Genomic DNA, 25,766 nt, shown 5'->3' with positions numbered 1-25,766 from the left:
ACGGTGAGCGGGCGGGTCCGGTCACGTGGCCATTCGGGTCACGTAGCAGTCTCGGTGAGCTCGTCCAACGCCGACGAGATGAGCTCGCCGATCTCCTCGACGTCGGGAACGGCCTGGCGGTCGGAGGTGAACCCGCAATACACGGTGCCGGAGTAGCTGCTCATCGACACCGCTAGCGCCTGACCGTCGAGTAGCGCTGGGACGGGGTAGGCCTCGACAAGTTCGCCGTCACCCCAGAACACCTTCCGCTGAGGGCCGGGCGCGTTGGTGACCACCAGGTCGTAGCTCTCCGACGGCAACATAATCGCCGCCCGGGACGCCAGCGCGTGAAGGGTGGGTGCTGCGAAGCCGGACAGTCGCGCCAGGGACTTCGCGCCCACCGCCTCACGCGGATGACGCTGGGTGGCGGTCTCGCGGGCAATTTGCGCCAAACGCATGCGGGGATTGGGCTCGCCGACCGGCATGCCGATGAGCGCCGAGGCGATCTCTGCGGAGGTGGCCCCGTTGTGCCCCTCTTGCCCATCGGCTTCCGCGGTCACCGCCATCGGCACGATCGCCCTGAGGGTGTCCGACGTGGACAGGGGATGGCCACACGACAGGATCCAGGACCGCAATGCCCCACACAACACGGCGAGCACCACGTCATTGACCTTGCAGGAGTGCTCACGGGCGATCTCCCGCGCCGTCGCCAGCGGGAACGACGCCAAGCCCACCCGACTGCCGCGGGGGCGGTTGGTGCGGAACATCTCCGCCAGGCCGCCGGAGGGACGCAGCACCGCCAAGTTTACCGCGCCCACCAGGCCTCGGGTGGCCCGCTCAAGCGCGTGGCCCAGGCGAGCCGAGCGTCGTACCAGCTCCAGCGGGTCGGTCGCGATCGTCATGAGCGCGTCCAGGACGAGGACTCCGTTCCCGGGGGATGGCACCGGGGTCCAGGTCGCGACCTCGGCGACCTCCGCAGAGGCCCTCTCGTCCGTCACGAGCACCTGGGCGAGGTCCACGGCGTTGGGTCCCCCCAACAGCGCATGGTGTGTCTTGGTCAGGATCGCCAGTCGCCCGTCCGGGAGCCCCTCGATCAGATAAAGCTCCCACAGGGGGCGATCCGCCTCCAGCGGCCGGTCGACGAGCCTGGCGACCAGGTCCGCCAACTGCCGCATCTCGCCGGGTGCGGGGAGCGCCGACCGTCGCACGTGGAAGCTCAGGTCGAAGTCCGGATCATCCACCCAGACAGCTCTCGCCAGCGCGAACGGGACCTGTCGGATCCGCTGACGATAGCGGGGCGCATCGGCCAAACGGGCGTCGACGAACTCCATCACGCGATCGATGTCCCACGGCTCATCTCTGGCGACCAGCGCCAACGAACAGGAGTGCCTGCTCCGGGATCGCGCGGGGTCCCCGAGGAGCAGGTCCGCGTCCGCGGTCGCCAACCTGGTCGCCACGGTGTCAGACCGTCTCGTCCAGCCCGAGGAGTCCCCGGATCTCCACGGCCGCGCGGTCGAATACCTGGTAAAACACGCCGATCATGCCGGTTTGTACGGCGCCGAGAACGTTCTCGATCGCGTCGTCGACCATCACGCACTCCCGCGGCTCGAGCTCGAGCCGGCGGGCCGCCTCGAGGAACGCGTCGGGATCGGGCTTTTCCACACCGGTCACGCCGCTGAGCACCACGTGCTCGATCCCTAGGTCGCGAGCGTCCGCGCGAACGCGATCCGCCCCCGGCCCCTCGGGCTCATTGCTCAGAATGGCGAGACGAACGTCGTTCGCCCTTGCACCGGCCAGTATCGACCGCCAGTTCTCACGGTCCTCCTCCGTGCCGTCCAGCACCCCGAAGTAGTCGACTATCAGTCCACGCATGGGGACAGCCTAGGCAACACCCGGTCACGGTGCAGTAGCGAGGTGGAACCGGGCGCCCGATCCGGAGCGTCAAGAGGGGTAGAGGATGCCAGACCAGTCCGGGTCCGGCGCGGGAGGGAGAAGACCCCAGATGGCACCAACACCCGTTTCACCGACCACTACCGGGCGACCCCCGCCCTCGGCCGGCACGGTTCAGGAGGCTGGCCGGGTCCGTCCGCTGCCCTCGATCGAACCGTCGCCGGGCGCGCCGAGCGGTGCGGTCCGGGAAGACCGCGAACGCCTCCTCGATCGCGTTCCGAGGCCGCTGCCGGCACCTGACGGTGACGTACCGGTTCCCGCCAGGAGGGCTGCCCACGCCCTTGTCGTCATGGCACTGGAGGTCGTGGACCGCAGACGCGCGCCACAGCACACGAAAGGCGCGTTCCCGCCGCATCTCATGGAGATGCTGCGCACGCTCGCCCGCGACGGTGTGCCCGGACGGCACCTCGGCCCCGCCAGGGTTCACCGCCTGCACATCCAGGCGCCCGACCCCGGCCGAGCGGGCCCCGGATCTGCCGACGACAGAACCCCTGTCGACTATGAGGTATGCGCCACTTACGCCCGCGGACCGCGACTCTTCGCCGTCGCGGCCCGTATCCGGGTCGGCCCTACCGGGGCCAGCTGCGCAGCGCTCAGGCTCGTGTGAGCCACCCGGGGGTGGCAGGACCCGCGGGTCAGTCCTTGCGTCCCCTGGAGGCGGTCTTGGCCGCCCTCTCGCGGCGCTCTGCACGCTGCTGGCGCTCCTGCGATCGCCGCTCGGCACGGTTCGCGGAGGCGCCCTCGTCGACCAGTTCCGCCTCGCCGGTCTCCGAGGGGCCGGAGAACTGCATCTGGTCCGCACTCACATCCCGGCCCGTACCGGCGGCCTGGAAGATCGGGTTGGCGCCGGCTAGGGCCGCGGCCTGCGCCGCGGACGGACCAGCCATCGCCTTCTGCTGCTGGCTTGCCTCGACCTTGACGTTGAACAGGAACGCCACCGTCTCCTCGCGGACGCCGTCCATCATCGCCGAGAACATGTCGTAACCCTCGCGCTGGTACTCGACGAGCGGATCGCGCTGAGCCATCGCCCGGAGACCGATTCCCTCCTTGAGATAGTCCATCTCGTAGAGGTGTTCGCGCCACTTCCGATCGAGCACCTGCAGCATGACCGACCGCTCGAGTTGACGCATCGCGCCCTCGCCGCCGATGCCCTCGATCTCGGCCTCACGCTCGTCGTAGCGAGCGAAGACGTCGTCGAGGACAGCGTCCTTGAGGTTCTTGGCGGACAGGTCTCCGGACGCCCCGTACTCGTCCCCATCGATGATGTCCTGCGCGGAGATCGTCACCGGGTAGAGCTGACGCAGTGCGTCCCACAGCTTGTCCAGATCCCAGTCCTCGACGTACCCCTCGGCGGTGGCCCCGTCGACGTAGGCGCTGACGACCTGGTAGATCATCGACTCGACCTGGTCGGTGATGTCCTCGCCCTGGAGAATCCGCTTGCGCTCGCCGTAGATCACCGTGCGCTGCTGATTCATGACCTCATCGTATTTGAGGACGTCCTTGCGGATCTCGAAGTTCTGCGACTCGACCTGCGTCTGCGCGTTCTTCACCGCACGGGAGACCATTCCGGCCTCGATCGGCACATCATCGGGAAGGTTCAGACGGTTCATGATCGCCTCGACAGCGGCACCGTTGAAGCGCCTCATGAGCTCATCCCCGAGCGAGAGGTAGAAGCGTGACTCGCCCGGATCGCCCTGACGCCCTGAGCGTCCTCGCAACTGGTTGTCGATGCGCCGTGAGTCGTGGCGCTCGGTGCCGAGGACGTACAGTCCGCCGGCCTGGCGCACCAGTTCGGCCTCCTCCTTGGTGAGCTTGCGCATCCGTTCGATCTCGACGTCCCAGGCCTGCTCGTACTCCTCCGGGTCGTCCACAGGGTTGAGGCCGCGCTCGCGAAGGTTGAGATCGGCGATGATGTCCGCGTTGCCGCCGAGCACGATGTCCGTGCCGCGACCGGCCATGTTCGTGGCGACGGTGACCGCACCGGGCCGGCCGGCTTGGGCGACGATCTGCGCCTCCGAAGCATGGAACTTGGCGTTGAGGACGTGGTGCTTGATCCCCTTGCGCGTGAGGAGCTTGGACAGGTGTTCGCTGCGCTCGACGGAGGCAGTGCCCACGAGAACCGGCTGCTTTTTCTCGACCCGCTCGGCGATGTCCTCCACGACGGCGGAGAACTTCGCCTCCTCCGTCTTGTAGATGAGGTCCGCCTGGTCCTCGCGCGCCATCGGTCGGTTGGTCGGGATGGGCATGACCTCGAGCTTGTAGATCGAGTAGAGCTCGGCGGCCTCGGTCTCGGCCGTGCCCGTCATCCCCGCCAGCTTCTCGTACAACCGGAAGTAGTTCTGCAGCGTGATGGTGGCCAGTGTCTGGTTCTCGGCCTTGATCTCCACGCGCTCCTTGGCCTCGATGGCCTGGTGCATACCCTCGTTGTACCGGCGACCATCGAGGACGCGCCCAGTGAACTCGTCGACGATGATCACCTCGCCGTCTCGGACGATGTAGTCCTTGTCCTTGGTGAACAGTTCCTTGGCCTTGATGGAGTTGTTCAGATAGCTCACCAGTGGCGAGTTTGCGGCCTCGTAGAGATTGTCGATTCCCAGCTGGTCCTCGACCAACTCGACGCCCTGCTCGCTCACGCCGATGGTCCGCTTCTTGCGATCGACCTCGTAGTGCGTGCCCTCTTCCAGCAGCGGCGCGATGCGCGCGAACTCGGCGTACCACTTGCTGGAGCCGTCGGCGGGCCCGGAGATGATGAGCGGGGTACGCGCCTCGTCGATGAGGATCGAGTCGACCTCGTCCACGATCGCGTAGTTGTGACCGCGCTGGACCAGCTCCGCGGTGTCGTGCGCCATGTTGTCGCGCAGGTAGTCGAAGCCGAACTCGTTGTTCGTCCCGTAGGTGATGTCGGCGTGGTAGGCCTCGCGGCGCTGCGCCGGGGTCATCCCGCCGAGGATCGCGCCCACCGACAGTCCCAGGAAGCGGTGGACACGGCCCATCCACTCCGCATCGCGCTTGGCCAGGTAGTCGTTGACCGTCACCACATGAACACCCTTGCCTGACAGGGCGTTGAGGTAGGCGGGCAGTACACAGGTAAGGGTCTTTCCCTCACCGGTCTTCATCTCGGCCACCGAACCGGTGTGCAGGACGATGGCTCCGACGATCTGCACCTTGAATGGCTTCTGCCCGAGGACGCGGTGCGCTGCCTCGCGGGCCACCGCGAACGCCTCCGGCAGGAGGTCGTCCAGTGTCTCCCCGTCGGCCACACGGCGCCTGAACTCGTCGGTCTTCGCCCGCAGTTCGTCGTCGCTCAGCTTCTCGATCTCGTCAGAGAGCGAATCCACGTAGTCGGCGAGAGCGGTGTACTTCTTGAGCTTTCGCCCCTCGCCGGCCCGGAGCAGCTTGGAAAGAATCGACACAGTCTCGAACGTCCTCGTGGTCGGGGAAGTGGTCGTGGATACGGCAACCTGCATGGCGACACGCAGGCCCGTCATCATCCTAGGGGCTGCGGGCCGTTGTGACACGCCGAGGGCGGTCCGGTAAGGGGAAACCGGACCGCCCTTGTGGGGTACGGGACGGGGCCGTCAGGCCTCGTCGCTCAGGGTGATGAGCCCGTAGTCGAACGCGTGCCGCCGGTAGACGACGGTGGCGCGACCGGTCTCGGTGTCGCGGAACAGGTAGAAGTCGTGACCCACCAGCTCCATCTTCTCGAGCGCCTCGTCGACTGACATCGGGGTGCCATCGTGCTCCTTGCGCCGCACGATCTGCCCCGGCATCTGGTCATCGTGCCCGTCGCCGTACTCGGCGCCGTCGACCCGGTCAAGCACCTCGGCCGGGGCGGCGTCGGCGGTCAGCTCCGCAGTCGCCTCGGCGACCGACTGCGGGCGACGGTGGCCGGAGTGGCTGATCTTGCGACGGGTCCGGGCCTTTCGCATCTGCCGTTCGAGCTTGGCGACGGCCGACTCGAGGGCCGCGTAGAAGGTATCCTCGGCCGCCTCGGCGCGGGCCACGCCGGGCTTTCCCTTCAGGGTGATCTCGATGCGCTGGCTCACCTTGGACAACCGGGGGTTGTTCTCGTGCAGCAAGATCACGTCGAACCGCTGGATGGAGGGCGAGATCTTCTCGATCTTCGCGAGCTTGGCGTTGATGCGGTTCGCGAAGTGATCGGGGACCTCGACATTACGGCCACGAATAGTGACCTGGGCCTCCGGAGTACCGGGATCATCGGTCGCCGGACCGTCGAAGGTGGCGGGGTCGAGCAGGACTGCGGGGGTCTTCGCCATCGAAGCTCCTCCTCATCGGGCCTGCGGCGGACCGCTGCGACCAAGCCCGGTGACCGCCCAGGAATCCCGGCCGAAGCGGCCACCCACATGGCTGAGTGGACACTCTACAGACGCGGTCCACCGAAGCCAGAAAACGGCGAACGTGCAGGTGAACCCGTCCAAAACCCACCCTACCCGCTCGCGTGTGCGCCGACCCGGGGACCGCAAAGGTCGCGCCTCCCCTCCCCCACCACGGCCCTCAGGCAGCGGTCACGGTGAGGACCCCGGTGACACGCAGCCCGCCCGATTCCAGAACCGCGACACAGTGCGCAGCCGTCGCGCCCGTGGTCACCACGTCGTCGACGAGCAGCACCGTCGACGGTGTTTTCAGCAGGGCGGGGACAGTGGACGGTGCCCCCGGAGACGCTGTCAGCGGGGTCCCCAGCGGACGCCGACCGATCCGCCCCGAGAGGTTGTCCTCGCGGGCCCGGGCTCCGAGCCCGGAGGCGTCCTTCACCCGTCCACGGACCTCGAGTACCGGGGCCACCCCCACCGGGCCGCCGGGCAGAGATCCCGCGAGTTCGGCAGCGAGGACGTCCACCACCTGACGGACGTGGTCGAACCCCCTCCGTCGGCGGGCGCGCGCCGACGCCGGGGCGGGTACCAGCACGGTGGGACGCTCCGCGGCCTCGGCGATCTCTCCACTGGCCCGAAGCACATCGACCGCCGCGGCCAAGGCGCCTCCGAGAGGTCGGGCCAGGTCAGTCCGTCCGCGGTCCTTGTAGGCGGACACCGCCCGGGCTGCCGGGCCAGCGTGCCGGGACAGCGCCCAGACCGGAACCCCCAAATCGGCACGGGTGCGTACGCGCAACGGGGCGGTCGCGAGTGTCGCCGCGCAGTCCGGGCACCACCGCTGGCGGGGGTGTCCGCATCCAGCGCATTCCAGGGGCACGACGAGGTCGGCGAGTGCCGCGGCCCACGATCCATTACCCTGCCACCAACGTGGCCCGTCTTCGGTCCCGACGGTCACCTGCTCAGCCCGCGACCACGGGGTCGGCGCGGATCGCGGCAAGCCCGGGGATCTCCCGCCAGTACCTGTCGCCGGTCTCGGCGACGGAGTCGAGCCGCAGGAGCGACCGTCGGTCCACCACATAGATCTCGCGCCCGGCCGCCGCGACCGCGGTCACCGGTCCCGAGATGTTGCGCTGGGACAGTGGCTCGGCGATCGCCCCGTCCACAGAGATTGTCGCGACGGGAGCCTCGGTGGTGTCGCGGCCCACCACGATCGTGGACCGGTCCCGCCACGCCACTGAGGAGGCGGTCTCCCCCAGTGCGCGGCCGATCTGGCGGAATGTGCCGGCCAGCGGCTGCCCGGTCTCCGCGGACATCGAGCCGATGAACACCTTGCCGTCGACGACCACGGCCAGCTGGGCTCCCGACTGGTCTATGCGCAGACCTGTGACCCGCGAGCCCAGGGAGAGTATCGGTCCTGCGTCCATCTCCTGGACCGTGGGGCCGTTAGCCCCCATCCCGATCCGGAGCAGCCGCGCATCGTCGACCAATACCCAGGCCTGGCCGGTGACCGGGTGAAACGTCGGGCCCGCGACAGTCCTCGCGGTGAGCGCCTCAGTAGGCGCGCCGTTGATCGCCCCCACCAGGATCCGGCGCGGTCCGCCCTCGTCCCCACCGGCCACCACCGCGAGAGTGCGCCCGTTGTAGGACACCACGGCGTTGCGGCCGCCGCGGACATCCGACCATGGCCCCCCTGCCGGTCGCGCGCCCCCGGCCTCGAGCCGGACCAGGCCGTCTGCGGCGGTGAGGGTGTAGCGCATCGGCTCCGCCGGCGGGTACGGGTTGAAGTCGCGGACATCCTCGGTGGTCCAGCCATTCGCGTACCGCTCGTCGAGCGGGGCACCGTCCCGTTCGAGGCGGTAGGGGCCGGGGACGTCGGCACGCGCGAGGGTCCATACGACCTGCGCGGCGAACTCGGTGGTCGCCTGGGTGCTCAGGACGGGCAGTCCGGCGAAATCGATGGTGGTACCCGTGGGCCCTGTACGGTCCCCGTCTTCGCCGGGGCGGACCGAGACCGACGCCGGAACGCGGGACAGCACCGATTCCGATAGCCCGGGTCTGGGCCCGGTGGCGAGGAGGTTGACCAGGGAGTATCCGACGTCCGTGCGGTCGGCGGCCGTCCAACGTGGATCCGGGACCAGCGCATCGCCGGTTCCGGACAGGAAGAACAGGTCCCGCTGGGCGTAGGTGGAGAAGAACTCGGTGCGCTCGATCACCGCCCCGGGTGGCAGTTCATCGATGCGCCATTGGCCGTCCGTGCGGGTCAACCCGATGGTCACCTCGAGCTGACCGTCGTCCTCGCGGAAAATCCCGCCGGGGTCGAGGGTGCCGACCTTCTCCGCGCGCAGCGTGTACTCGGCGCGGTCCGCCGACCGACCGCCCACTGCACTGAGGTCCGCGCGGAGCACGATGACCGTCTCCGCGAGATCGTCCCAGCTCTTCGCGGCCTCCGGGGTGAGGAACTGGCGGGCGGCGGCGTGCCTCTGGTCAGCCATCGCCGCGGCCTTGAGGAAGTCCCGGACCAAGAGGTCGGGTTCCTGGTCTGGGACCGGGGTGGGGACGGACAGTTCGCTACCCTCCGGAGAGAAGGTATCGATGACCTGCGGCGACGACGACGACGGCAGCGTGGCACACCCGGTCGTCGCAAGCCCGGTCGCGCAGGCAAGCGCCACCGACACGAACAGGAACCGGGGCCGCGTCATGGCCGGCTCTCCCCTGCCCCGGGGACCCGCTCGAGCGGGGTCGGCGAGCCGGTACGCATGAGTCTGGCTTCGTCTTCGGGAGTGAGGGGCAGCGGGCTCGAGGTGAGGGTGCCGCCGCGGCGCCGCGGAATGGTCAGGCGGAAGCACGACCCCTCCCCCGGGCTGCCCCAGCAATCCAGCCGACCTCCGTGGAGCTTGGCATCCTCGAGGGCGATCGCCAGGCCGAGCCCGGTGCCACCGGAGCGACGCACGCGCGAGGGGTCGGCGCGCCAGAAGCGGTTGAACACCCGGGTCTCCTCGCCGGGCTTGAGCCCCACTCCGTGGTCGCGCACCGAGACCGCGAGGGCGGCGTCCGAGCTCCGCAGGGTGACCTTGACGGGCTTGGACTCACTGTGGTCGAGCGCGTTCGCCACGAGGTTGCGCAGGATTCGCTCGACGCGCCGCGAGTCGACGTCGGCCATAACCGGCTCCTCGGGCATGTCGACCTCGACCTCCACGCCGGTGGCCTCGGCAATGTGGGCAACCGTGCCGACGGCGTCCTTCACGGCGGTACGCACATCCATCTCGGCCACCGCGAGCTCGGCCATGCCGGCGTCGTGGCGGGAGACCTCGAGCAGGTCCGTGAGCAGGCTCTCGAATCGGTCGAGTTCGGATTCGAGGAGCTCCACCGCCCGCTTGGTGGGGGCGTCCAGGTCGTCGGCCGAGTCGGAGATGATGTCGGCTGCCATACGAACGGTGGTCAGCGGGGTGCGTAGCTCGTGGGAGACATCAGAGGTGAAGCGCTTCTGCAGGTCACCGAATTCCTCGAGCTGGGTGATCTGGTCGGACAGGCTCTGCGCCATGTCATTGAACGCCAGGGCCAGGCGCGCAACGTCGTCCTCACCGCGGATGACCATCCGTTCCTTGAGGTGTCCGTTCGCGAAGCGCTGGGCGATCGAGGCCGCCTGCCGCACCGGCAGCACGACCTGCCGAGCCACTATCCACGCGATCGCCGCCGACAGGACGATGATCGCCAGGCCCGCGGTGGCGACGATGCCACGCATGATCCCGAGGGTTTGTTCCTCCGCGATGAGCGGGTACACCAGGTACAACTCGAGCCCGGGTATCGACGAGTCCGTCGGTGTGCCGAGCATGAGTGCCTTTGCCTGCTCGCCGCGGAAGTCGACGGTGACGTATTGGTACGCGATCCGGCCCCGTTGGACGAGGGACTGCAGTTCAGGTGGCACCTGCGCGTCTGCGGGGCTGACAACCTGGCCGCGACCAGTCTGATCCGGCACGACGAGGATCGGGTCAAAGGTGCCGGCGTGGACAGAGTCCCCTCCCGACGCCAGGCCACGATCACTGATCGCACTGCGGGCCTGGTCGAGTCGAGACTGTTCGCTCGTGCCCTCGTCGGTGGCGGCGATCTGCGCCTGCACCGTGATGCGGAGTCTGCTGGCCTGCTCCATCGCGGCGTCGAGCTTGGTCGACAGCAACTGTGCGGCCATCTGGCTCTGCAGCATGAACGCGATGGTGAGGATCACGCCCATCGACAGCGCAAGGGTCGAGGTGACGACCCGCAACTGCAGCGAACGCCGCCACAGCCTCGCAATCCGCCCACCGATGGCGGCTGGGTCCAGGTAGGCCAGCCGCTCCCGGAGGGTCGGTGACGAGTCCGTCGCGTCCGGGGCCTCGCGCTCGTCCCCGGTGGACGCTACCGCGTCGTCGGGACGAGCGGTGGTCACGAGACCGGGCCCGCCTTGTAACCGACACCACGGACCGTGAGTACGACCTCCGGGTTCTCCGGATCCTTTTCGATCTTCGCGCGCAAGCGCTGGACGTGGACGTTGACCAGCCTGGTGTCAGCCGAGTGGCGGTAGCCCCAGACGTGCTCGAGCAGAACCTCACGGGTGAACACCTGGCGGGGCTTGCGGGCGAGTTCCACGAGAAGGTCGAACTCCAGCGGGGTGAGCGGGATCGGCGTGCCGTCGCGGGTGACCGTATGCGCGGGAACGTCGATGGTGACGTCGCCGATGTGCAGCAGTTCGCTGGGCTCGTCCTCGCCGCGGCGCAGCCGCGCCCGTATCCGGGCCACCAGCTCTTTCGGCTTGAAGGGCTTCATGATGTAGTCGTCCGCCCCGGACTCCAGACCGAGCACCACATCGACGGTGTCGGTCTTGGCGGTCAGCATGACGATCGGCACGCGGGACTCGGCGCGGATGTCGCGACACACGTCGATCCCGCTCTTTCCGGGCAGCATGAGATCCAGCAGCACCAGATCGGGCTGAACGGCGCGGAATGTCTCGATGGCCTGGACTCCGTCGCCGACAATCTCGGTCTCGAACCCCTCGCCCCGCAGGACGATGGTGAGCATCTCTGCCAGTGCGGCGTCGTCGTCGACGACGAGGATCTTCGGGCTCATGGTCACCACTTGTGTCGGCGTGTCGTGTAGGCGTCGTCAGGGGCACCACCCGTGGGCGCTCTCCGCGGGTCGCGTTCCTGCCTCTCAGACCTTACCCGGCCGCCCCTCAGGATCGGGATGCCGCGCGGCGCCGGACGGCGGGACGACGAGCTCGGCCAACTCCCGGACGCCTAGGTCCGCCCCGATCACGCGCCAGGGCGACCGCCACCCGGCGGTGGCGAGCCGACGATAGACCTGCCCGGTCGCCGCCTGCAGGTCGGTGTCGCGTTCGTAGCGGTCGCGGGTGCGTCCCGGGTCAGCCTCCTCCCGGGAACCGGCTCGCTCGACGGCCAGCTCCACGGGGGTATCGAGCAGGAGCTGCAGGTCCGGGACCGGCAATCCGAGTCGTTCGAACTCGAGCTCGCCGATCCACTCGACCACTTCTTCCTCGCGGCCCGGGCCGAGCCTGGCGGCGGTGTACGCGGCGTTGGACGCCACGTACCGATCGAGCAACACCACGTCGTGCGTCAAGCCCAACTCGGTGAGCTCCCCCAGCGCGGCGTGCCGGTCCATCGCGAACAGCAGCGCCATCGCGTGGGGCGAGTCCGCGGTGCCGGCCTGGCCGCCGTGCAGGGCGTCGGCAGCCAGGTCGGCGTGGAGTGTGCCGTACCGGGGAAAGGACAGGCGACCCACTGAGAGTCCGCGGGAGCCGAGCTCCGCGACGAGCGCCGTCGTCAGCGTGTTCTTGCCCGCACCGTCGAGTCCCTCGACGACCACCAGTCTCGCGACCATCAGCAGGGTGCGATCAGTAGCGGTAGTGCTCGGGCTTGTAGGGGCCCTCGACGTCCACACCGATGTACTCGGCCTGGTCCTTCGCGAGCGTGGTCAGGGACCCGCCGAGCGCCTCCACATGCAGGCGGGCGACCTTCTCGTCGAGGATCTTGGGCAGCAGGTGTACACCGATCGGGTACTGGTCGGCCTTGGTGAACAGCTCGATCTGGGCGATCACCTGGTCGGAGAAGCTGTTGGACATCACGAAAGACGGATGTCCGGTGGCGTTGCCCAGGTTGAGCAGGCGCCCCTCGGACAGCACGATGATCGAGCGACCGTCATCGCCGAAGACGAACTCGTCGACCTGCGGCTTGATGTTGATGCGGGTGACGTCCTCAGCCGACTCGAGACCCGCCATGTCGATCTCGTTGTCGAAGTGACCGATGTTTCCGAGGATGGCCTTATTCTTCATCCGCGTCATGTGATCGAACGTGATGATGTCCTTGTTGCCGGTGGCCGTGATGATGATGTCCGCGTCGGCAATGGCCTCATCAACGGTCACCACGTCGAATCCGTCCATCAGCGCCTGTAGGGCGTTGATCGGATCGATTTCCGTGACCTGCACACGCGCGCCCTGTCCCGCCAAGGCCTCCGCGCAGCCCTTACCCACGTCACCGTAGCCACACACCAGGGCCTTCTTGCCACCGATCAGGGCGTCGGTGCCGCGGTTGATGCCATCCAGCAGCGAGTGGCGGGTGCCGTACTTGTTGTCGAACTTGCTCTTGGTGACCGCGTCGTTAACGTTCATCGCCGGGAACGGCAGCACGCCCTCGTTGTGGAAGTGGTACAGGCGGTGCACGCCGGTGGTGGTCTCCTCGGTCACACCCTGGACGGACTCGGCGATCGCCGTGTACTTGCCCGGGTTGGCCGGAACGGACTCACGCAGCAGCGCGTGGAAGACCCTCTCCTCTGCCGACCAGGCTGCATCGTCCGACGGGACCGCACCAGCCTGCTCGAACTCCTTGCCCTTGATGACCAGCATCGTGGCATCGCCACCGTCGTCGAGGATCATGTTCGGCTCGGTGCCCGGCCAGGTCATGATCTGCTCGGTGCACCACCAGTACTCGGTCAGGGTCTCGCCCTTCCACGCGAACACCGGCACACCCTGCGGGGCTTCCGGCGTCCCCTCGGGGCCCACCACGACAGCCGCGGCCGCCTCGTCCTGCGTGGAGAAGATGTTGCACGACGCCCAACGGACCTCCGCGCCCAGCGCGGTCAGCGTCTCGATGAGCACAGCGGTCTGCACCGTCATGTGAATCGACCCGGCGATCCGTGCGCCAGCGAGCGGTTGCTCGGTCGCGTACTCCTCGCGCAGCGCCATCAGACCCGGCATCTCGTGCTCGGCCAGACGGATCTGCTTGCGGCCCGCCTCCGCCAGCGACAGATCCGCCACCTTGAACTCGACACCGTTGACGGACTGAACCTGCAGATCAGCGGACATATTCTTCGACCAGCTCCTCATTGACTCGCGAAAGACTTCCGTCCCACACTAGCCGCAGGGCCTGCGGGTGTGTCGGCCCCGTCACCTGTCCCCGACGCGGGTACGGAACACGGTGGCCTCGCCGGTGCCGCGCAGGCACACCCGCGAGGTCGAGGCGGGCACCCACACGGCCCTCCCCGGGACAAGCACTTCACTCGCTCCGTCTTCGACCACGATCGCCTCGCCGGCGGTGCACAGCAACACCTCGGGACCGCCCGGCCGCCACTCGACTGGTCGATCCGCCGACAGATCGATGCGCGACAGGGCGAAGTCCGGCTCCGGCGTGGGGTAGTCGACCTCTCCGGGAATGCCGCGTTCGGCGTCCACAGCCCGGACGGTCGGGTCGGCCAGGGGGCCGAACTCGAGCACCCTCATCAGCTCGGGAACGTCGACATGTTTCGGCGTCAGGCCACCGCGCAGGACGTTGTCGGAGTTGGCCATGACCTCCACGCCGACTCCCCGTAGGTAGGCATGAAGCTGCCCCGGGCCCAGATAGACGGCCTCGCCGGGCTGCAAGACGACCCTGTTGAGCAGCATCGCGCACAGGACTCCCGGATCAATCGGATACCGCTCGGCGAGCTCGGTGACCGTGGCCGCCACCTGCGACCACGGACCCTCGACGCCGTGCTCGGTGAGATACACCACGGCCCGGGTCACCAGCTCGGCCACGACCGCGGCGAGCGCGGCGTGCGGCATGGTGATGAACGTGGTGAAGACCGCTCGCAGGCCCTCCGCGTCGGGTTGTCCGGCGAGCATGTCCCGATAGGGCTTCAGGGAAGCCACGTCGAACGCATCGAACAGTGCGACCGTGGACTCCACAGGGCGGAAGCCCACGAGCGCGTGGAACTCGGTGAGCGCGACCAGGATCTCCGGTTTGTGGTTGCCGTCGCGGTAGTTCCGGTCCGCTGCATCGACGGCGATCCCACGGGCGTCCTCTGCCGCGAAACCCTCCCGCGCCTTCTCCGGTGACGGGTGTGCCTGAAGTGACAGCGCCTGCTCAGCGGAGAGCAGTTTGACCAGGAACGGCAGTCCCCCGCCGTATTCGGCTAGCACCCGCGCGCCCAGTTCACCCTCTGGGTCCGTGGCGATCCGGGAGTCGAGGGAGCGACCGTCGGCGCACTGCGAGGACCCGGAGTCGTGGGCGCCGAACCAGTGCTCGGCGACGGGGTGGGGCGCCGGCGAGGTGGTCCCGCACAATTCGGGGAGCGCTGTCCGGGAGCCCCAGGCGTAGGCCTGGACCACCGGTTCGAGTGCGACCACTGACCTACAGCCCTCCGACGAGGAAGTAGGCGGCGGACAGTTCTGTGCGGGCCATGAGCGCTGCCGCCTTTCCGCTCAACGGGGCCGGGGCGTCGCCGGCCGTGTCCCGACCACGGTTGGTTATCCACTCGACGTCCGCGAGCGGGCCCGCGGCCAGCCGGACGATGTCCTCGTCCGCGCTCATCACCATACCGAGGTACCTGACCGGCAGATCGTCGCGTGGCCCGTCCAACTCGTCGTCGTGGAAAAGGCTGGCCAGCGGGTCCGTCGGGGGACGTCCCTGGGCCCGTTCGACGTGGGCGCGAACCGCGTCGGCGACCGAGGACGCCGCTGTGATCCTGCCAGCGTCGCAGAACGCGGCGACCGCTCGGCCGCAGAGGGCCGCGGACACCGGGTCCGAGTGGATCCATACAAGCCGATCACTGCCCGCCACCGATGTCGCGAGCAATTTTGCCGGGTTGACCGGAGTCGACAGTTCGGGCCCCAGCCCTTCGAGTTCGACGTCGACCGCGGCGGCCGCGGCGCCTACGTCGAGGCCCGCGGCCCCGAGCGCTGTGAGAACAGCCATCCCGGCCGCCAGGTGGCGCAGCACGCCGCGGAACGGGGGCACGTACGGGAGCGGCGCGAGCCACGTGGCACGTCCTCGGCCCGATTCGGCCACCGGACCTTCCCGTGGGACGTCGACGACGACGGTGGCGCCGCGACCGGCGGCGGAGTCGATCGCGTTCGCCAGGTCCGGGTCCCCGGCGTCATCACCGGAGACGAGGACCACATCGAGAGCCCCGGCCCACGCGGGAAGCGTGTGGGCCAGCACGAGCGGGGGTACCGCAGGTCCGCCAGCGACCTCCGCCAATGCGGCGACCACGCCGGCCGCCTGGCGCGCCCGGTCGGACCGCCCGAACACCCAGACGACCGCCCGCGGACGGAACCGATCGAGGGCGTCGAGCACCCCGTTGTCCACCGCGGTGGCGACGGTGCGCAACTGGGCGCCCGCCATGGACGCGTGGAGCAGAGCTCCCGTGGCGTCGGCGGCGCGCAGGGCCTCGGGGTCGTCGAGATCGACCCGGCCGGCCCCGGTGTCGCTGGTCAGATCAGGCACGGACGATCGCAAGGACCTCGTCGACCACAGCGGCGACGTCCTCCCTGGTCGGCGCCTCGGCGTTGAGGCGAAGCAGTGGCTCGGTGTTGGATGCACGCAGGTTGAACCACGAGCCGCCCCCGAGGTCCACGGTCACGCCGTCAAGCCGGTCGATCGAGACGGCGCGACCCGAGAACGCCGCGACGACGGCCTCCATGCGCTCCGTCTGCGCCTCGGCGGAGTCGAGCGTGGAGTTGATCTCCCCGGAGGCGGCGTAGCGGGTGTACTCGTCCATGAGCGCTGACAGGGTGCCGTCCTGCGCGCCCAGGGCAGCCAGTACGTGCATCGCCGCGAGCATCCCCGAGTCCGCGCCCCAGAAGTCACGGAAGTAGTAATGCGCCGAGTGCTCCCCACCGAAGACGGCGCCGGTGTCGGCCATCTGCGCCTTGATGAAGCTGTGACCCACCCGGGTGCGGACGGCGACGCCGCCCTTCTCCTCGACGAGTTCCGGGACGGCCCGGGACGTGATGAGGTTGTAGATGATCGAGGCGCCCGGGTCCTTGGCCAGCTCCCGCTCGGCAACGAGTGCGGTGATGGCCGACGGTGCGATCGGCTCGCCTCGCTCGTCCACAACGAAGCAGCGGTCGGCGTCACCGTCGAACGCCAACCCGATGTCGGCCCCGCTGTCCCGGACGAGAGCCTGGAGATCGACGAGGTTGGCCGGCTCCAGCGGGTTGGCCTCGTGGTTGGGGAAGGTCCCGTCGAGCTCGAAGTACAGCGGCACGATCTCCAGCGGCAGCCCGCCGAGGACCGCAGGCACGGTGTGCCCGCCCATTCCGTTGCCGGCGTCGACGGCCACCTTGAGCGGGCGGATGCCCGACAGGTCAACCAGACCACGCAGGTACTCCCCGTAGGCGTCGAGCACGTCCCGCTCGGTCGCGGTCCCCGCCTCACCGTCGTACGCGGGCACGCCCTCGATCACCTCGTCAGCGATCGTCCGCAGGCCGGACTCCTGGCCGACCGGCTTGGCTCCGGCGCGACACAGCTTGATGCCGTTGTAGCGGGCGGGGTTATGACTTGCGGTGAACATAGCGCCAGGACAGTCGAGCAAGCCGGAGGCGAAGTAGAGCTGATCTGTCGAGGCCAGGCCGATGGTCACCACGTCCAGCCCCTGGGCGGTGACGCCGTCCGCGAACGCATCAGACAGGGCCGGCGACGAGTCCCGCATGTCGTACCCGATCACCACGGTGCCTGCACCCTCAGAACGCATGAGCCGGGCGAACGACGCGCCGACCTCACGGACGAAGTCGCCGTCGATCTGTTCTCCGACGACGCCGCGGACGTCGTACGCCTTGATGACTGCTCGGACGGACTCGGCGCTACGTGCCACGTGGTGCTCCAGGGGGTGAGACGGGGTCGGTCGGTTTGATGCCTGACACTACCCGCGACGGACAGTCGGCGGACCACCCTCTCGGGCGCGGCTCAGCGCGGGGTCGGGCCCGGCTCGTGCCGGCCGTCACCGGATCCGCCGGCTTCGGCGTCGGATGCAGTGGTCATATCAGGCACCACACGCAGGTGGGGGCGAGCTGCGGCCCCGGGGGCACCTGGGTCGGACCGTGGACCGGTCTCCGCCCGGGTGCGGGCGTGGTCGAGTACCGGCCCGGGATCGGAGACGCCGAGGCGACGCAGTCGATCAGCATCGACCAGTGCGGTGCCCGTCCTGCGCCCGCCGATGGGCCCGCCGGTCACCGCGTCGAGCAACGCCGTGAGATCCGAGTCCTCGGCCGAGGTATCGATGTCTGGATGGCGCACTAGATCCCAACCCCTGGGGGCCGTGATGCGCAGCGCGTGGGCAGCGCACAGATCCCAGGCGTGCGGCTCCTGCACCGCGGGCAACGGGCCGATGACGGCCGTTGAGTCCGCGTATACGTAGGTGAGCGTGGCGACCGCGCGGTTGGGACACCCCGGACGGCAGCAACGACGGTTCTCACTCACGAGGCCCCAGGGTAGCCCCGGACCCGCGGCGGGTGGGCCGCGACCCGCCCACACCGGTACGACACGCCCGTCACGGTCGGGGTTATCCTCGCGCCATGACCCCCACCGCGCCGGTTCCCGGACGACCGCCAACCGGTACCGCGATCCCCGGCGCCGGCCAGAGTGACGTGTGCGCAGGTAGCCGGATCTCGGTCCGCGACTTCCCCGGGGACCCGGGCCGTCGCGGGCCTCGGGTCGTGACCTCCCGGCGCGCGGATCGACGTGGACACGGTCCCCGCGGCCCGATCCTGCCCCCGGAGATTCCGAGATGGCGCAGCCGGTCGGCCGAATTCGACGGTGCCGCTCTGGAGGCGTTCGCGGAGATCGACCAGTACTGGCACGCACGACTGGTGCACCTCGACCTCGCAGTGGACATGGTGCCCCGGATGCGGCTGCGGCCCGGCGAGACGTGGCCCGAGGAAGTCGTGGCGGACGGCGACGTCCCCCTCGCACGCCTGGTGCCGGCGGGCGTCGATCGCTCGGGGCAGCCGACCCGGGCGCGCCTGGTGTTGTTCCGCAAGCCGCTGGCCCTGCGAGCGCCCGACGGCGATGACCTGCGGGACCTCATCTACTCGGTGCTCGTTGAGTTGGTTTCCCAACACCTTGAGATCTCGCCCGACGAGGTCGAGGCCGGCCCCGACGAGCACTGACGGTCCGACGTCGATCCACCGGGTTCGGCATTGATGGGTATTCCGGCAGCGAAATCCCGCCCGGCGTGGGGCGGTCAGAAGCAGTTCAGGCGCTCAGGCGTCGGGACACGTCCTGGCAACCAGTAGTGGGTGACCTGTCCGCGAATCACATGACCGCGTCGCGCTTGATGCGTCGCCGCTCGCGCTCGGACAGCCCGCCCCAGATTCCGAACCGCTCGTCGTTCGCCAGCGCGTACTCGAGGCACTCGGCCTTGACCTCACACCCGGTGCAGATCTTCTTGGCCTCGCGGGTTGAGCCACCCTTCTCCGGGAAAAACGCCTCCGGATCGGTCTGCGCACACAGAGCCCTCTCTTGCCAGCTCTCCTGCTCGTCCTCGACGAACAGGCCGGAGACACCGAGGTCGACCAAGGCCAGCTCGGGTCCCGCGACGGTGCGTGACTGTCGATCCACGGTCATCCCTTCGTGTTGCATGTTTGTCCGCGATGCTCCGCGTTGGAGTGATCGCCGCTGACGCGACCGAGGGAGCCTCGCCGAATCGCGGCCTGTCTGATGCCTGCGCAATCTTTACGTCACCCACCGGGGAATGACACACATGTGATTACACACATGAGAGCCGCGAAGGTCAAGCGAAATCGGGCAGGCCTAGCATTTTCCCTTCGCGCCACGGCCCGTGACACGCCGCCCCGAGTGTGGCGTACGACACGATAGGGCCGCTTTCCGCCCCCTCGATGCCACCCCGGGCGCAGGAGTCCTCGGCCCACCGGGTCAACGCCGGTGGCACCGTCACTAGTCTCGTCCCTGTGAAGATCTGTGTTCTGGCCGGCGGCGTCGGTGGCGCCCGCTTCCTGCTCGGCGCCCGCCGACTCCTCGGACTCGACTCCGAGTCCATCCGCTCGGGTTCGCCGCATCGTATCGATGCGGTGGTCAACGTCGGCGACGACGCGTGGATGCACGGAGTGCGCATCTGCCCGGACCTCGACACCTGCATGTACACCCTCGGTGGGGGTATCGACCCCGAGCGCGGCTGGGGCCATGCCGGCGAGACGTGGAACTGCCGCGACGAACTCGCGGCCTACGGAGTGCAGCCCGACTGGTTCGGGCTGGGTGACAAGGACCTGGCCACCCATCTGGTCCGCACTCAGATGCTCGATGCCGGTTACCGACTCACCGACGTCACCGAGGCGCTGTGTGCCAGGTGGTCCCCGGGCGTCCGCCTCCTGCCCGTCACGGACGACCGCTGTGAAACCCACGTCGTGGTGACCGGCGGCACGGCTGACACCGCGGAGGACGCGGGAGACGGCCCGGAGGCGGACGGCTCCGGCCCGCGGGCGATCCACTTCCAAGAGTGGTGGGTCAAGCACCGGGCGCAGTTGCCGGCCTCCGGGTTCGTGCAGATCGGCGCGGATTCGGCCGCTCCCACGCCGGAGGTCCTCGAGGCGATCGAATCGGCAGACCTCGTCGTCGTCGCCCCCTCCAACCCTGTGGTCTCCGTGGGCGCGATCCTCGCGGTGCCCGGGATCCGGGCCGCACTGCGATCCACTCCGGCCCCCGTGGTGGGCATCAGCCCCGTGATCGGGGGGGCGGTCCTACGCGGGATGGCCGACGCGTGCCTCACCGCGATCGGCGTCGAGACCTCCGCCACGGCCGTGGCGCGTCACTACGGCGCCCGCTCCGGCACCGGCCTGTTGGACGGCTGGCTCGTGGCCCCAGGCGACGCGCCCACCGACGGCACCGGCGCGGTTGACGGCATCGCTGTCCGCGAGGTGCCGCTGCTCATGACCGACCCCGACGCCACCGCGGACATGGTCTCGGCCGCGATCGATTTGGCCGGCCTCGAAGCGCCCGCGCGGACCGACCGATGACCGACGGCGCGGTCCCGGAGATCCGCCGCTGGTCCGTCGAGCACGCCGCGCCCGCGGACGTGACCATGTGGGCCCCCGACGGCCTGCCCGAGTTCCGACCCGGTGACGACCTCTCGCGCATCCTCGCCGACGCACTGACCGCCGACCCGCACGGCCTGGTCGACGGCGACGTCGTGGTGCTCACCTCCAAGGTCCTGTCCAAGACCGAGGGACGGATCGTGCCCGCGCCCACAGACCCGGACGAGCGCGACGCCCTGCGGCGACAACTCGTGGACGCCGAGTCGGTCCGGGTGGTCGCGCGGGTCAACCGCACGCTCATCACGGAGAATCGGCTCGGGATCGTCCAGGCCGCCGCGGGCGTCGACGGTTCCAACGTCGAGTCCCGCGAACTCGCACTGTTGCCCGAGAACCCCGACGCGTCCGCCGCGGCGCTCGCCCGCGACCTGCGCCGCCTCACCGGCGCGCGTCTCGCCGTGGTGGTCACCGACACCATGGGGCGGGCCTGGCGGACCGGCCAGATCGACATGGCCATCGGCGCGGCCGGACTGCGGGTGTCGGTCGGGTACGACGGCGCCGTCGATCGCCAGGGCAACGAACTACTGGTGACCGACGTGGCCGTGGCCGACGAGATCGCGTCGGCGGCCGACCTGGTCAAGGGCAAGCTCGGTGCGCGGCCCGTCGCCGTGGTGCGCGGGATCGGACACCTGCTGGTGGGCGACGACGAGCACGACGACGAGGTGAACGTCCCCCGGCGAGCCCGTGACCTGGTCAGGGACGGGTCGTCGGACCTGTTTCGGTTGGGCACCGCCGAGGCCCTGGCGCAGGGGCGCCGCGAGGCCGTCCCCGCCCGTAGGTCGGTGCGACGCTTTACCGACGAGCCGGTCGACGCCGAAGTGTTGGCCGGGGCCGTGGCAGACGCTCTCACCGCGCCTGCACCGCACCACAGCACGCCGATCCGGTTCGTTCGGGTGGGAGGCCACGCGCGCGTTCGGCTCCTCGACGCCCTACGCGCGGACTGGGAGCGTGACCTGCGCGCCGACGGTCACACCGGCGAGGTCCTAGCCCGTCGGCTCGGTCGGGGCGACCTCCTGCGCACCTGCCCCGAGCTGATCCTGCCGTTCGTCGACGACGACGCCGGCGCGCACGACTACCCCGACGACCGGCGGGCCGCTTGCGAAGCGACCATGTTCACTGTTGCCGGTGGCGCAGCGGTGCAGTCGCTACTGGTGGCGTTGGCCGCGCGCGGGCTGGGCTCGTGCTGGGTCGGCTCGACGATCTTCGCGGCCGACACCACCCGCCGCGAACTGGGGCTGCCGGGCTCGTGGCGACCGCTCGGTGCGGTCGCAGTGGGCGTGCCGGCCGAGTCGGTCCCACCACGCGAGCCGCGGCCCGCCGGCGACTCGTACCTGACGGTGGAGTAGCCGCCGCCGCGTCGATCTCCGGGACCTACATGTCCGTGGAGTAGCGGATCCCGCCGTCGGGGATCTCGACCCCCGGCCACACGCGGGCGCCCCGCAGGAGCTCACAGCGGGCGCCGATGACAGCGCCGTCGCCGATCACGCCGTCCCGGATGAGAGCCCTGTGGCCGATGCGCGCGCCGAACCCGACGATCGAGCGTTCGACCGTGGCCCCGGCCTCGATGCGGGCACCATCGAAGACCACCGCGCCGTCCAGTCGGGCCCCGGCCCCGATCTCTGCGCCACGCCCCACGACGGTGCCACCGACAAGGACGGCCCCCGCCCCGATCCCGGCACCCTCGTGCACCAGCGACTCCCCCGCGTGGCCCCCCAACGCCGGCGACGGAGCGATCCCGCGCACCAGGTCCGAGGAGCCCCTAACGAAGTCCTCCGGCGTGCCCATGTCCCGCCAATAGGCCGAGTCGACAAAGCCGTAGACCCGCTTGCCCTCGGCCAGCAACTGGGGGAAGGTCTCACGCTCGACCGAGACCGGTTGCCCCTCGGGGATCTGCTCGATGAGGTCGCGGCGGAAGACATAGCAGCCCGCGTTGATCTGATCGGTCGGCGGATCCTGCGTCTTCTCCAGGAACTCCTGGACTCGGCCGTCGTCGTCAGTGGTCACGCACCCGAACGCGCGCGGATCCGAGACGCGCACGAGATGCATCGTCAGGTCGGCGTCCTTGGCACGGTGAAGTGCGAGAATGTCGCGCAGATCGGTCCCCCCGAGCACATCACCGTTGAACACCATGACCGTGGAGGCCGTGAGCTCGGGCAGCACGTTGCGAATGCCGCCGCCAGTGCCCAGCGGCTCAGTCTCCACGACATAGGAGATCTCCAGGTCCAGGTCCGAACCGTCCCCGAAGTACTCCTCGAACACCTCGGCCCTGAACGACGTTCCCAGTACGACCCGCCGAAGTCCGGCGGCCCGGATCCGAGAGAGCAGGTGGGTCAGGAAGGGCAGGCCCGCGGTGGGCAGCATCGGCTTGGGTGCCGAGATCGTCAGGGGACGCAACCGGGTGCCCTTACCGCCGACCAGCACCACCGCCTCGGTGTCCGCGATGAGGTCGTCGCCGACGGTGGCGCTCCCGGGGGTCGTCGAGGTCACGATGAAGGCTCCTGCTGTCGTCGGGCCCTGCCGGTCGCGCTCGCGCTGAGCAGGCAGGGCGGTGGATGGGATCGTCGTGGGTGTAGCTGGGGGGTCCTAGCCGGGGTCAGTTCGCAGCGCGCCGGGCGGAGCGGATCGCCAGACGGCACCGAAGGCCCAGGCCCGCTCTGAGAGCCCAGCGTATCGGTGCCTGCCAGGCGTGCGGGTGCCTGTCCGCCTGGAACAGATACGCACTGCGGTGGTGCGCGCGAAGCGTGAACTCCGGCACCGCGTTGGCCGCGTGACCCTGGTCGTGGTGGATGACCGCGGTGGGGACGTACACGTTCTGCCATCCGGCCTTGCCGAGACGGTCGCCCAGGTCGATGTCCTCGAGGTACATGAAATACTGCTCGTCGAACCCTCCCAGCGAATCGAATGCCTCGCGGCGCAGGAGCAGACACGCACCGGACAGCCACCCGGCCGTCCGCTCGGTCTCCATGTCCGCGTCGTCGAGGTAGCTCGCCGTCCACGGATTGCGCGGCCACACCCGGCCCAGCACCCCGTGGCCGATGCCCGCACCGAGGCGCGGCACCGCCCGGGCGGACGGGTACACCGAACCGTCGGGCTCGGAGATCCGCGGACCGAAAGCAGCGGCGCGTGGCCAGCGCGCGGCGGCGGCGAGAAGTTCGTCGACCGAACCGGGCTCGAACGTCACGTCCGGGTTGACCACGAGGACGAACTCCTGGTCGAACTCCCCTGGCCGTCCAGCGATCTCCGTCACCGCGCGGTTGATTGCGGTGCCGTAACCCAAGTTCCCGCCAGTGGGGAAGAACTCGGCGAACTCGTACTCCGCCGCGATTGTCTCCGGCACCCCGTCCGTCGACCCGTTGTCCGCCATGACCAGCCCAACCTGCCGCGTGGTGGCCGCGGGAAGACTCTCGACGAAGCTGCGGAGGTGGTCGCCCGGCGAGTACGTCACCGTTACGACGGGTAGTCGGGTCGTCACGCTCAACACACTACGACGCACCCCACGGATTCCGACGCCCGGCGCGCGGCGCGGTACCGTTGGAGATCATCGGCGGCCTCGAGCGGCCCTATTCGACGACAAGGACGGTGGATGAGCGCCGAGCTGCCAGTGACCCCCCGTCACGCCCCCAGCCGTGCGCGGGGCACGCGTCACACCACCCCCGCCCGACCGATCGCTTCCCGGATCGGCCGGGTCGTCGCGGCCCTCGTCTCGACGATCTGTCTCCTGGTCACCGGCGTCGGGTGGACCCTGTTCAACGGCCTCAGTTCGGACCTGACCTCCGCCGGCGGTCTCAACGTGGGCGACGGCGGCCTTGACGGTGCCGTGGACATCTTGCTTGTCGGCACCGACAACCGGACCGACGCCCAGGGCAAGCCGCTGAGCCAGGAGGAACTCGACACAATTCGGACCGGCGAGGACGACGGCGAGAACACCGACACGATCCTGCTCATCCGGATCCCCGAGGACGGCAGTTCCGCCACCGCAATCTCCATCCCCCGCGACGTCTATGTGGAAACCAGCTCGGTCGGCGGCAGCAAGATCAACGGCGTCTACGCGGCCAACAAAGAGGCTTATCTCGAGCGCGCCGTGTCGACCGCATCGGATGGCGCCCTCACCGAGCAGGATCAGCACGATGCGGTCAAAGCCGGGCGAAATGGGCTCATCGGCGCTGTCCGCGAACTCACCGGAGTTCAGGCCGACCACTACGCCGAGATCGGCCTCCTGGGATTCGTCCTACTCACCGATGCGGTCGGCGGTGTACCCGTCTGTCTCAACGAGAGCGTGAACGAGCCGCTGTCGGGCGCGAACTTCCGAGCCGGGGTCCAGACCGTCTCCGGCTCGGACGCCCTGAGCTTTGTGCGCCAACGCCATGACCTGCCCGCCGGCGACCTCGACCGAATCGTGCGACAGCAGGCATTCATGTCCCAGCTCGTCAAGAAAATCCTGTCGGCCGGCACCCTCGCCGACCCCTCGAAGCTCGGTGCGCTGGTCGACGCCGCCAAGCGGTCCTTCGTGATCGACGAGAACTGGGATTTCGTCGACTTCGCCATGAAGCTCCAGGACATCAGTGGCGGAAGCGTTCGCTTCGAGACCATCCCGGTCACCAGCATCGACTCGTACACGGAGTGGGGCGAGTCGATCGTGACCGCAGACCCTGCCCAGGTCTCGGAGTTCGTGGCCGGGTTCGCCAGCACCGAGGATGACGACGCCGCCGGGCCCGAGCAGACCCCCACCAGCACCCCGGGTGTCAATCCTGCGTCGATAACAGTCTCGGTGGTCAACACCACCAGCATTGACGGCCTGGCCTCCCAGGTCTCCGGTTCCCTCACCGAACTCGGCTACAAGGAGGGCGACCTGTTGACCGACCCCGCCGCCGCATACACCTCCCACGTGGCCGCGGCCTCCGCCGACGACGCCGCCGCCTTCGCCGTGTCCGATGCCCTCGGCGGCCTACCCGTGCAGGTGGACCCGGCAGTGCCGGCCGGCTCCGTCCGCGTGGTTCTGGCCGAGGACTACAGTGGCCCCACCGGCGACGCCGTCGGAATCGAGTCGTACTCCCCCACCACCGACACCTACGAGCCGCTGCCGCCGTCCATCGCGGAACGGCCGACTTTCGACGCGGGCGGCTCTGACGTTCCCTGCGTCAACTGACCGACCACCA

22 protein-coding genes are annotated in these 25,766 nt (G+C 69.2%); 5 read left to right on the top strand and 17 right to left on the bottom strand.

What is annotated here, in order from left to right; genetic code table 11:
- Positions 1–38 precede the first annotated feature (38 nt).
- Entirely contained in the window at positions 39–1,436 is a 1,398-nt protein-coding gene (locus FQ137_RS12470; RefSeq protein WP_149292955.1) for a wax ester/triacylglycerol synthase family O-acyltransferase, read from the bottom strand.
- A gap of 4 nt (positions 1,437–1,440) precedes the next feature.
- A complete protein-coding gene (locus tag FQ137_RS12465; protein ID WP_149292954.1) occupies positions 1,441–1,851 on the bottom strand; it encodes an HAD family hydrolase in 411 nt (136 codons plus the stop codon).
- A gap of 367 nt (positions 1,852–2,218) precedes the next feature.
- Between FQ137_RS12465 and FQ137_RS12460 the strand changes: the two genes are divergently transcribed.
- Complete coding sequence (locus tag FQ137_RS12460) at positions 2,219–2,536, top strand: hypothetical protein (protein ID WP_255584251.1); 318 nt, start codon at positions 2,219–2,221, stop codon at positions 2,534–2,536.
- 28 nt (positions 2,537–2,564) lie between these two features.
- On the opposite strand, the gene secA is transcribed toward FQ137_RS12460, so the two are convergent.
- The 12 genes from secA to FQ137_RS12400 form a co-directional block, all read right to left on the bottom strand.
- Entirely contained in the window at positions 2,565–5,342 is a 2,778-nt protein-coding gene (secA, locus tag FQ137_RS12455; RefSeq protein ID WP_149292953.1) for a preprotein translocase subunit SecA, read from the bottom strand.
- A 165-nt stretch (positions 5,343–5,507) separates the two neighbouring features.
- Positions 5,508–6,206 (bottom strand): ribosome hibernation-promoting factor, HPF/YfiA family, encoded by a 699-nt coding sequence (gene hpf / locus FQ137_RS12450; RefSeq protein ID WP_149292952.1) that lies wholly within the window; start codon positions 6,204–6,206, stop codon positions 5,508–5,510.
- Between the two features lie 238 nt (positions 6,207–6,444).
- On the bottom strand, positions 6,445–7,215 hold the full coding sequence (locus tag FQ137_RS12445; protein WP_255584247.1) for a ComF family protein: 771 nt from the start codon (positions 7,213–7,215) through the stop codon (positions 6,445–6,447).
- 4 nt (positions 7,216–7,219) lie between these two features.
- Positions 7,220–8,959: an LpqB family beta-propeller domain-containing protein gene (locus tag FQ137_RS12440; protein ID WP_149292951.1), complete on the bottom strand. Its 1,740-nt coding sequence runs from the start codon at positions 8,957–8,959 to the stop codon at positions 7,220–7,222.
- Entirely contained in the window at positions 8,956–10,683 is a 1,728-nt protein-coding gene (gene mtrB, locus FQ137_RS12435) for an MtrAB system histidine kinase MtrB (protein ID WP_149292950.1), read from the bottom strand. Before mtrB ends, FQ137_RS12440 begins: the two co-directional genes overlap by 4 nt.
- Positions 10,680–11,360, bottom strand: a complete 681-nt coding sequence (mtrA, locus tag FQ137_RS12430) for an MtrAB system response regulator MtrA (RefSeq protein ID WP_149292949.1) — start codon at positions 11,358–11,360, stop codon at positions 10,680–10,682. The genes mtrB and mtrA overlap by 4 nt, the downstream gene beginning before the upstream one ends.
- A gap of 84 nt (positions 11,361–11,444) precedes the next feature.
- Positions 11,445–12,131, bottom strand: coding sequence for a dTMP kinase (locus tag FQ137_RS12425; RefSeq protein ID WP_149292948.1), 687 nt, complete (start codon positions 12,129–12,131; stop codon positions 11,445–11,447).
- A 13-nt stretch (positions 12,132–12,144) separates the two neighbouring features.
- Positions 12,145–13,611 carry an adenosylhomocysteinase gene (ahcY, locus tag FQ137_RS12420; protein ID WP_149292947.1) on the bottom strand — a complete coding sequence of 489 codons (1,467 nt, stop codon included), beginning with the start codon at positions 13,609–13,611 and terminating at the stop codon, positions 12,145–12,147.
- 81 nt (positions 13,612–13,692) lie between these two features.
- Positions 13,693–14,910, bottom strand: coding sequence for a mannose-6-phosphate isomerase, class I (gene manA / locus FQ137_RS12415; protein ID WP_149292946.1), 1,218 nt, complete (start codon positions 14,908–14,910; stop codon positions 13,693–13,695).
- A 4-nt stretch (positions 14,911–14,914) separates the two neighbouring features.
- The gene (locus FQ137_RS12410) at positions 14,915–16,009 is read right to left on the bottom strand and encodes a hypothetical protein (protein ID WP_149292945.1); all 1,095 of its coding nucleotides are present in this window, start codon (positions 16,007–16,009) and stop codon (positions 14,915–14,917) included.
- Positions 16,002–17,378, bottom strand: a complete 1,377-nt coding sequence (locus FQ137_RS12405; RefSeq protein ID WP_149292944.1) for a phosphomannomutase/phosphoglucomutase — start codon at positions 17,376–17,378, stop codon at positions 16,002–16,004. Before FQ137_RS12405 ends, FQ137_RS12410 begins: the two co-directional genes overlap by 8 nt.
- 92 nt (positions 17,379–17,470) lie before the next feature.
- Positions 17,471–17,983, bottom strand: coding sequence for a DUF3499 domain-containing protein (locus FQ137_RS12400; protein WP_149292943.1), 513 nt, complete (start codon positions 17,981–17,983; stop codon positions 17,471–17,473).
- Between the two features lie 167 nt (positions 17,984–18,150).
- On the opposite strand from FQ137_RS12400, the gene FQ137_RS12395 reads away from it, so the two are divergent.
- A complete protein-coding gene (locus FQ137_RS12395; RefSeq protein ID WP_370452404.1) occupies positions 18,151–18,672 on the top strand; it encodes a metallopeptidase family protein in 522 nt (173 codons plus the stop codon).
- A gap of 145 nt (positions 18,673–18,817) precedes the next feature.
- On the opposite strand, the gene FQ137_RS12390 is transcribed toward FQ137_RS12395, so the two are convergent.
- Complete coding sequence (locus FQ137_RS12390; RefSeq protein WP_067712264.1) at positions 18,818–19,129, bottom strand: WhiB family transcriptional regulator; 312 nt, start codon at positions 19,127–19,129, stop codon at positions 18,818–18,820.
- A gap of 344 nt (positions 19,130–19,473) precedes the next feature.
- Between FQ137_RS12390 and cofD the strand changes: the two genes are divergently transcribed.
- The gene (gene cofD, locus FQ137_RS12385; protein WP_149292942.1) at positions 19,474–20,535 is read left to right on the top strand and encodes a 2-phospho-L-lactate transferase; all 1,062 of its coding nucleotides are present in this window, start codon (positions 19,474–19,476) and stop codon (positions 20,533–20,535) included.
- Positions 20,532–21,956, top strand: a complete 1,425-nt coding sequence (locus FQ137_RS12380; RefSeq protein ID WP_149292941.1) for a coenzyme F420-0:L-glutamate ligase — start codon at positions 20,532–20,534, stop codon at positions 21,954–21,956. The genes cofD and FQ137_RS12380 overlap by 4 nt, the downstream gene beginning before the upstream one ends.
- A gap of 25 nt (positions 21,957–21,981) precedes the next feature.
- On the opposite strand, the gene FQ137_RS12375 is transcribed toward FQ137_RS12380, so the two are convergent.
- Complete coding sequence (locus tag FQ137_RS12375; RefSeq protein WP_255584243.1) at positions 21,982–23,097, bottom strand: sugar phosphate nucleotidyltransferase; 1,116 nt, start codon at positions 23,095–23,097, stop codon at positions 21,982–21,984.
- Positions 23,098–23,203: 106 nt separating this feature from the next.
- Positions 23,204–24,082 carry a glycosyltransferase family 2 protein gene (locus FQ137_RS12370; RefSeq protein WP_149292940.1) on the bottom strand — a complete coding sequence of 293 codons (879 nt, stop codon included), beginning with the start codon at positions 24,080–24,082 and terminating at the stop codon, positions 23,204–23,206.
- 111 nt (positions 24,083–24,193) lie between these two features.
- Here FQ137_RS12370 and FQ137_RS12365 point away from each other — a divergent pair, with 111 nt between their 5' ends.
- Positions 24,194–25,756 carry an LCP family protein gene (locus tag FQ137_RS12365; RefSeq protein WP_149292939.1) on the top strand — a complete coding sequence of 521 codons (1,563 nt, stop codon included), beginning with the start codon at positions 24,194–24,196 and terminating at the stop codon, positions 25,754–25,756.
- The last annotated feature ends 10 nt before the right edge of the window (positions 25,757–25,766 follow it).

The organism is Dietzia sp. ANT_WB102 (assembly GCF_008369165.1).
Classification (GTDB): Bacteria; Actinomycetota; Actinomycetes; order Mycobacteriales; family Mycobacteriaceae; genus Dietzia.
Note: the sequence above shows the minus strand (reverse complement) of the source record. Positions and strands in the feature narration are given on the sequence as shown.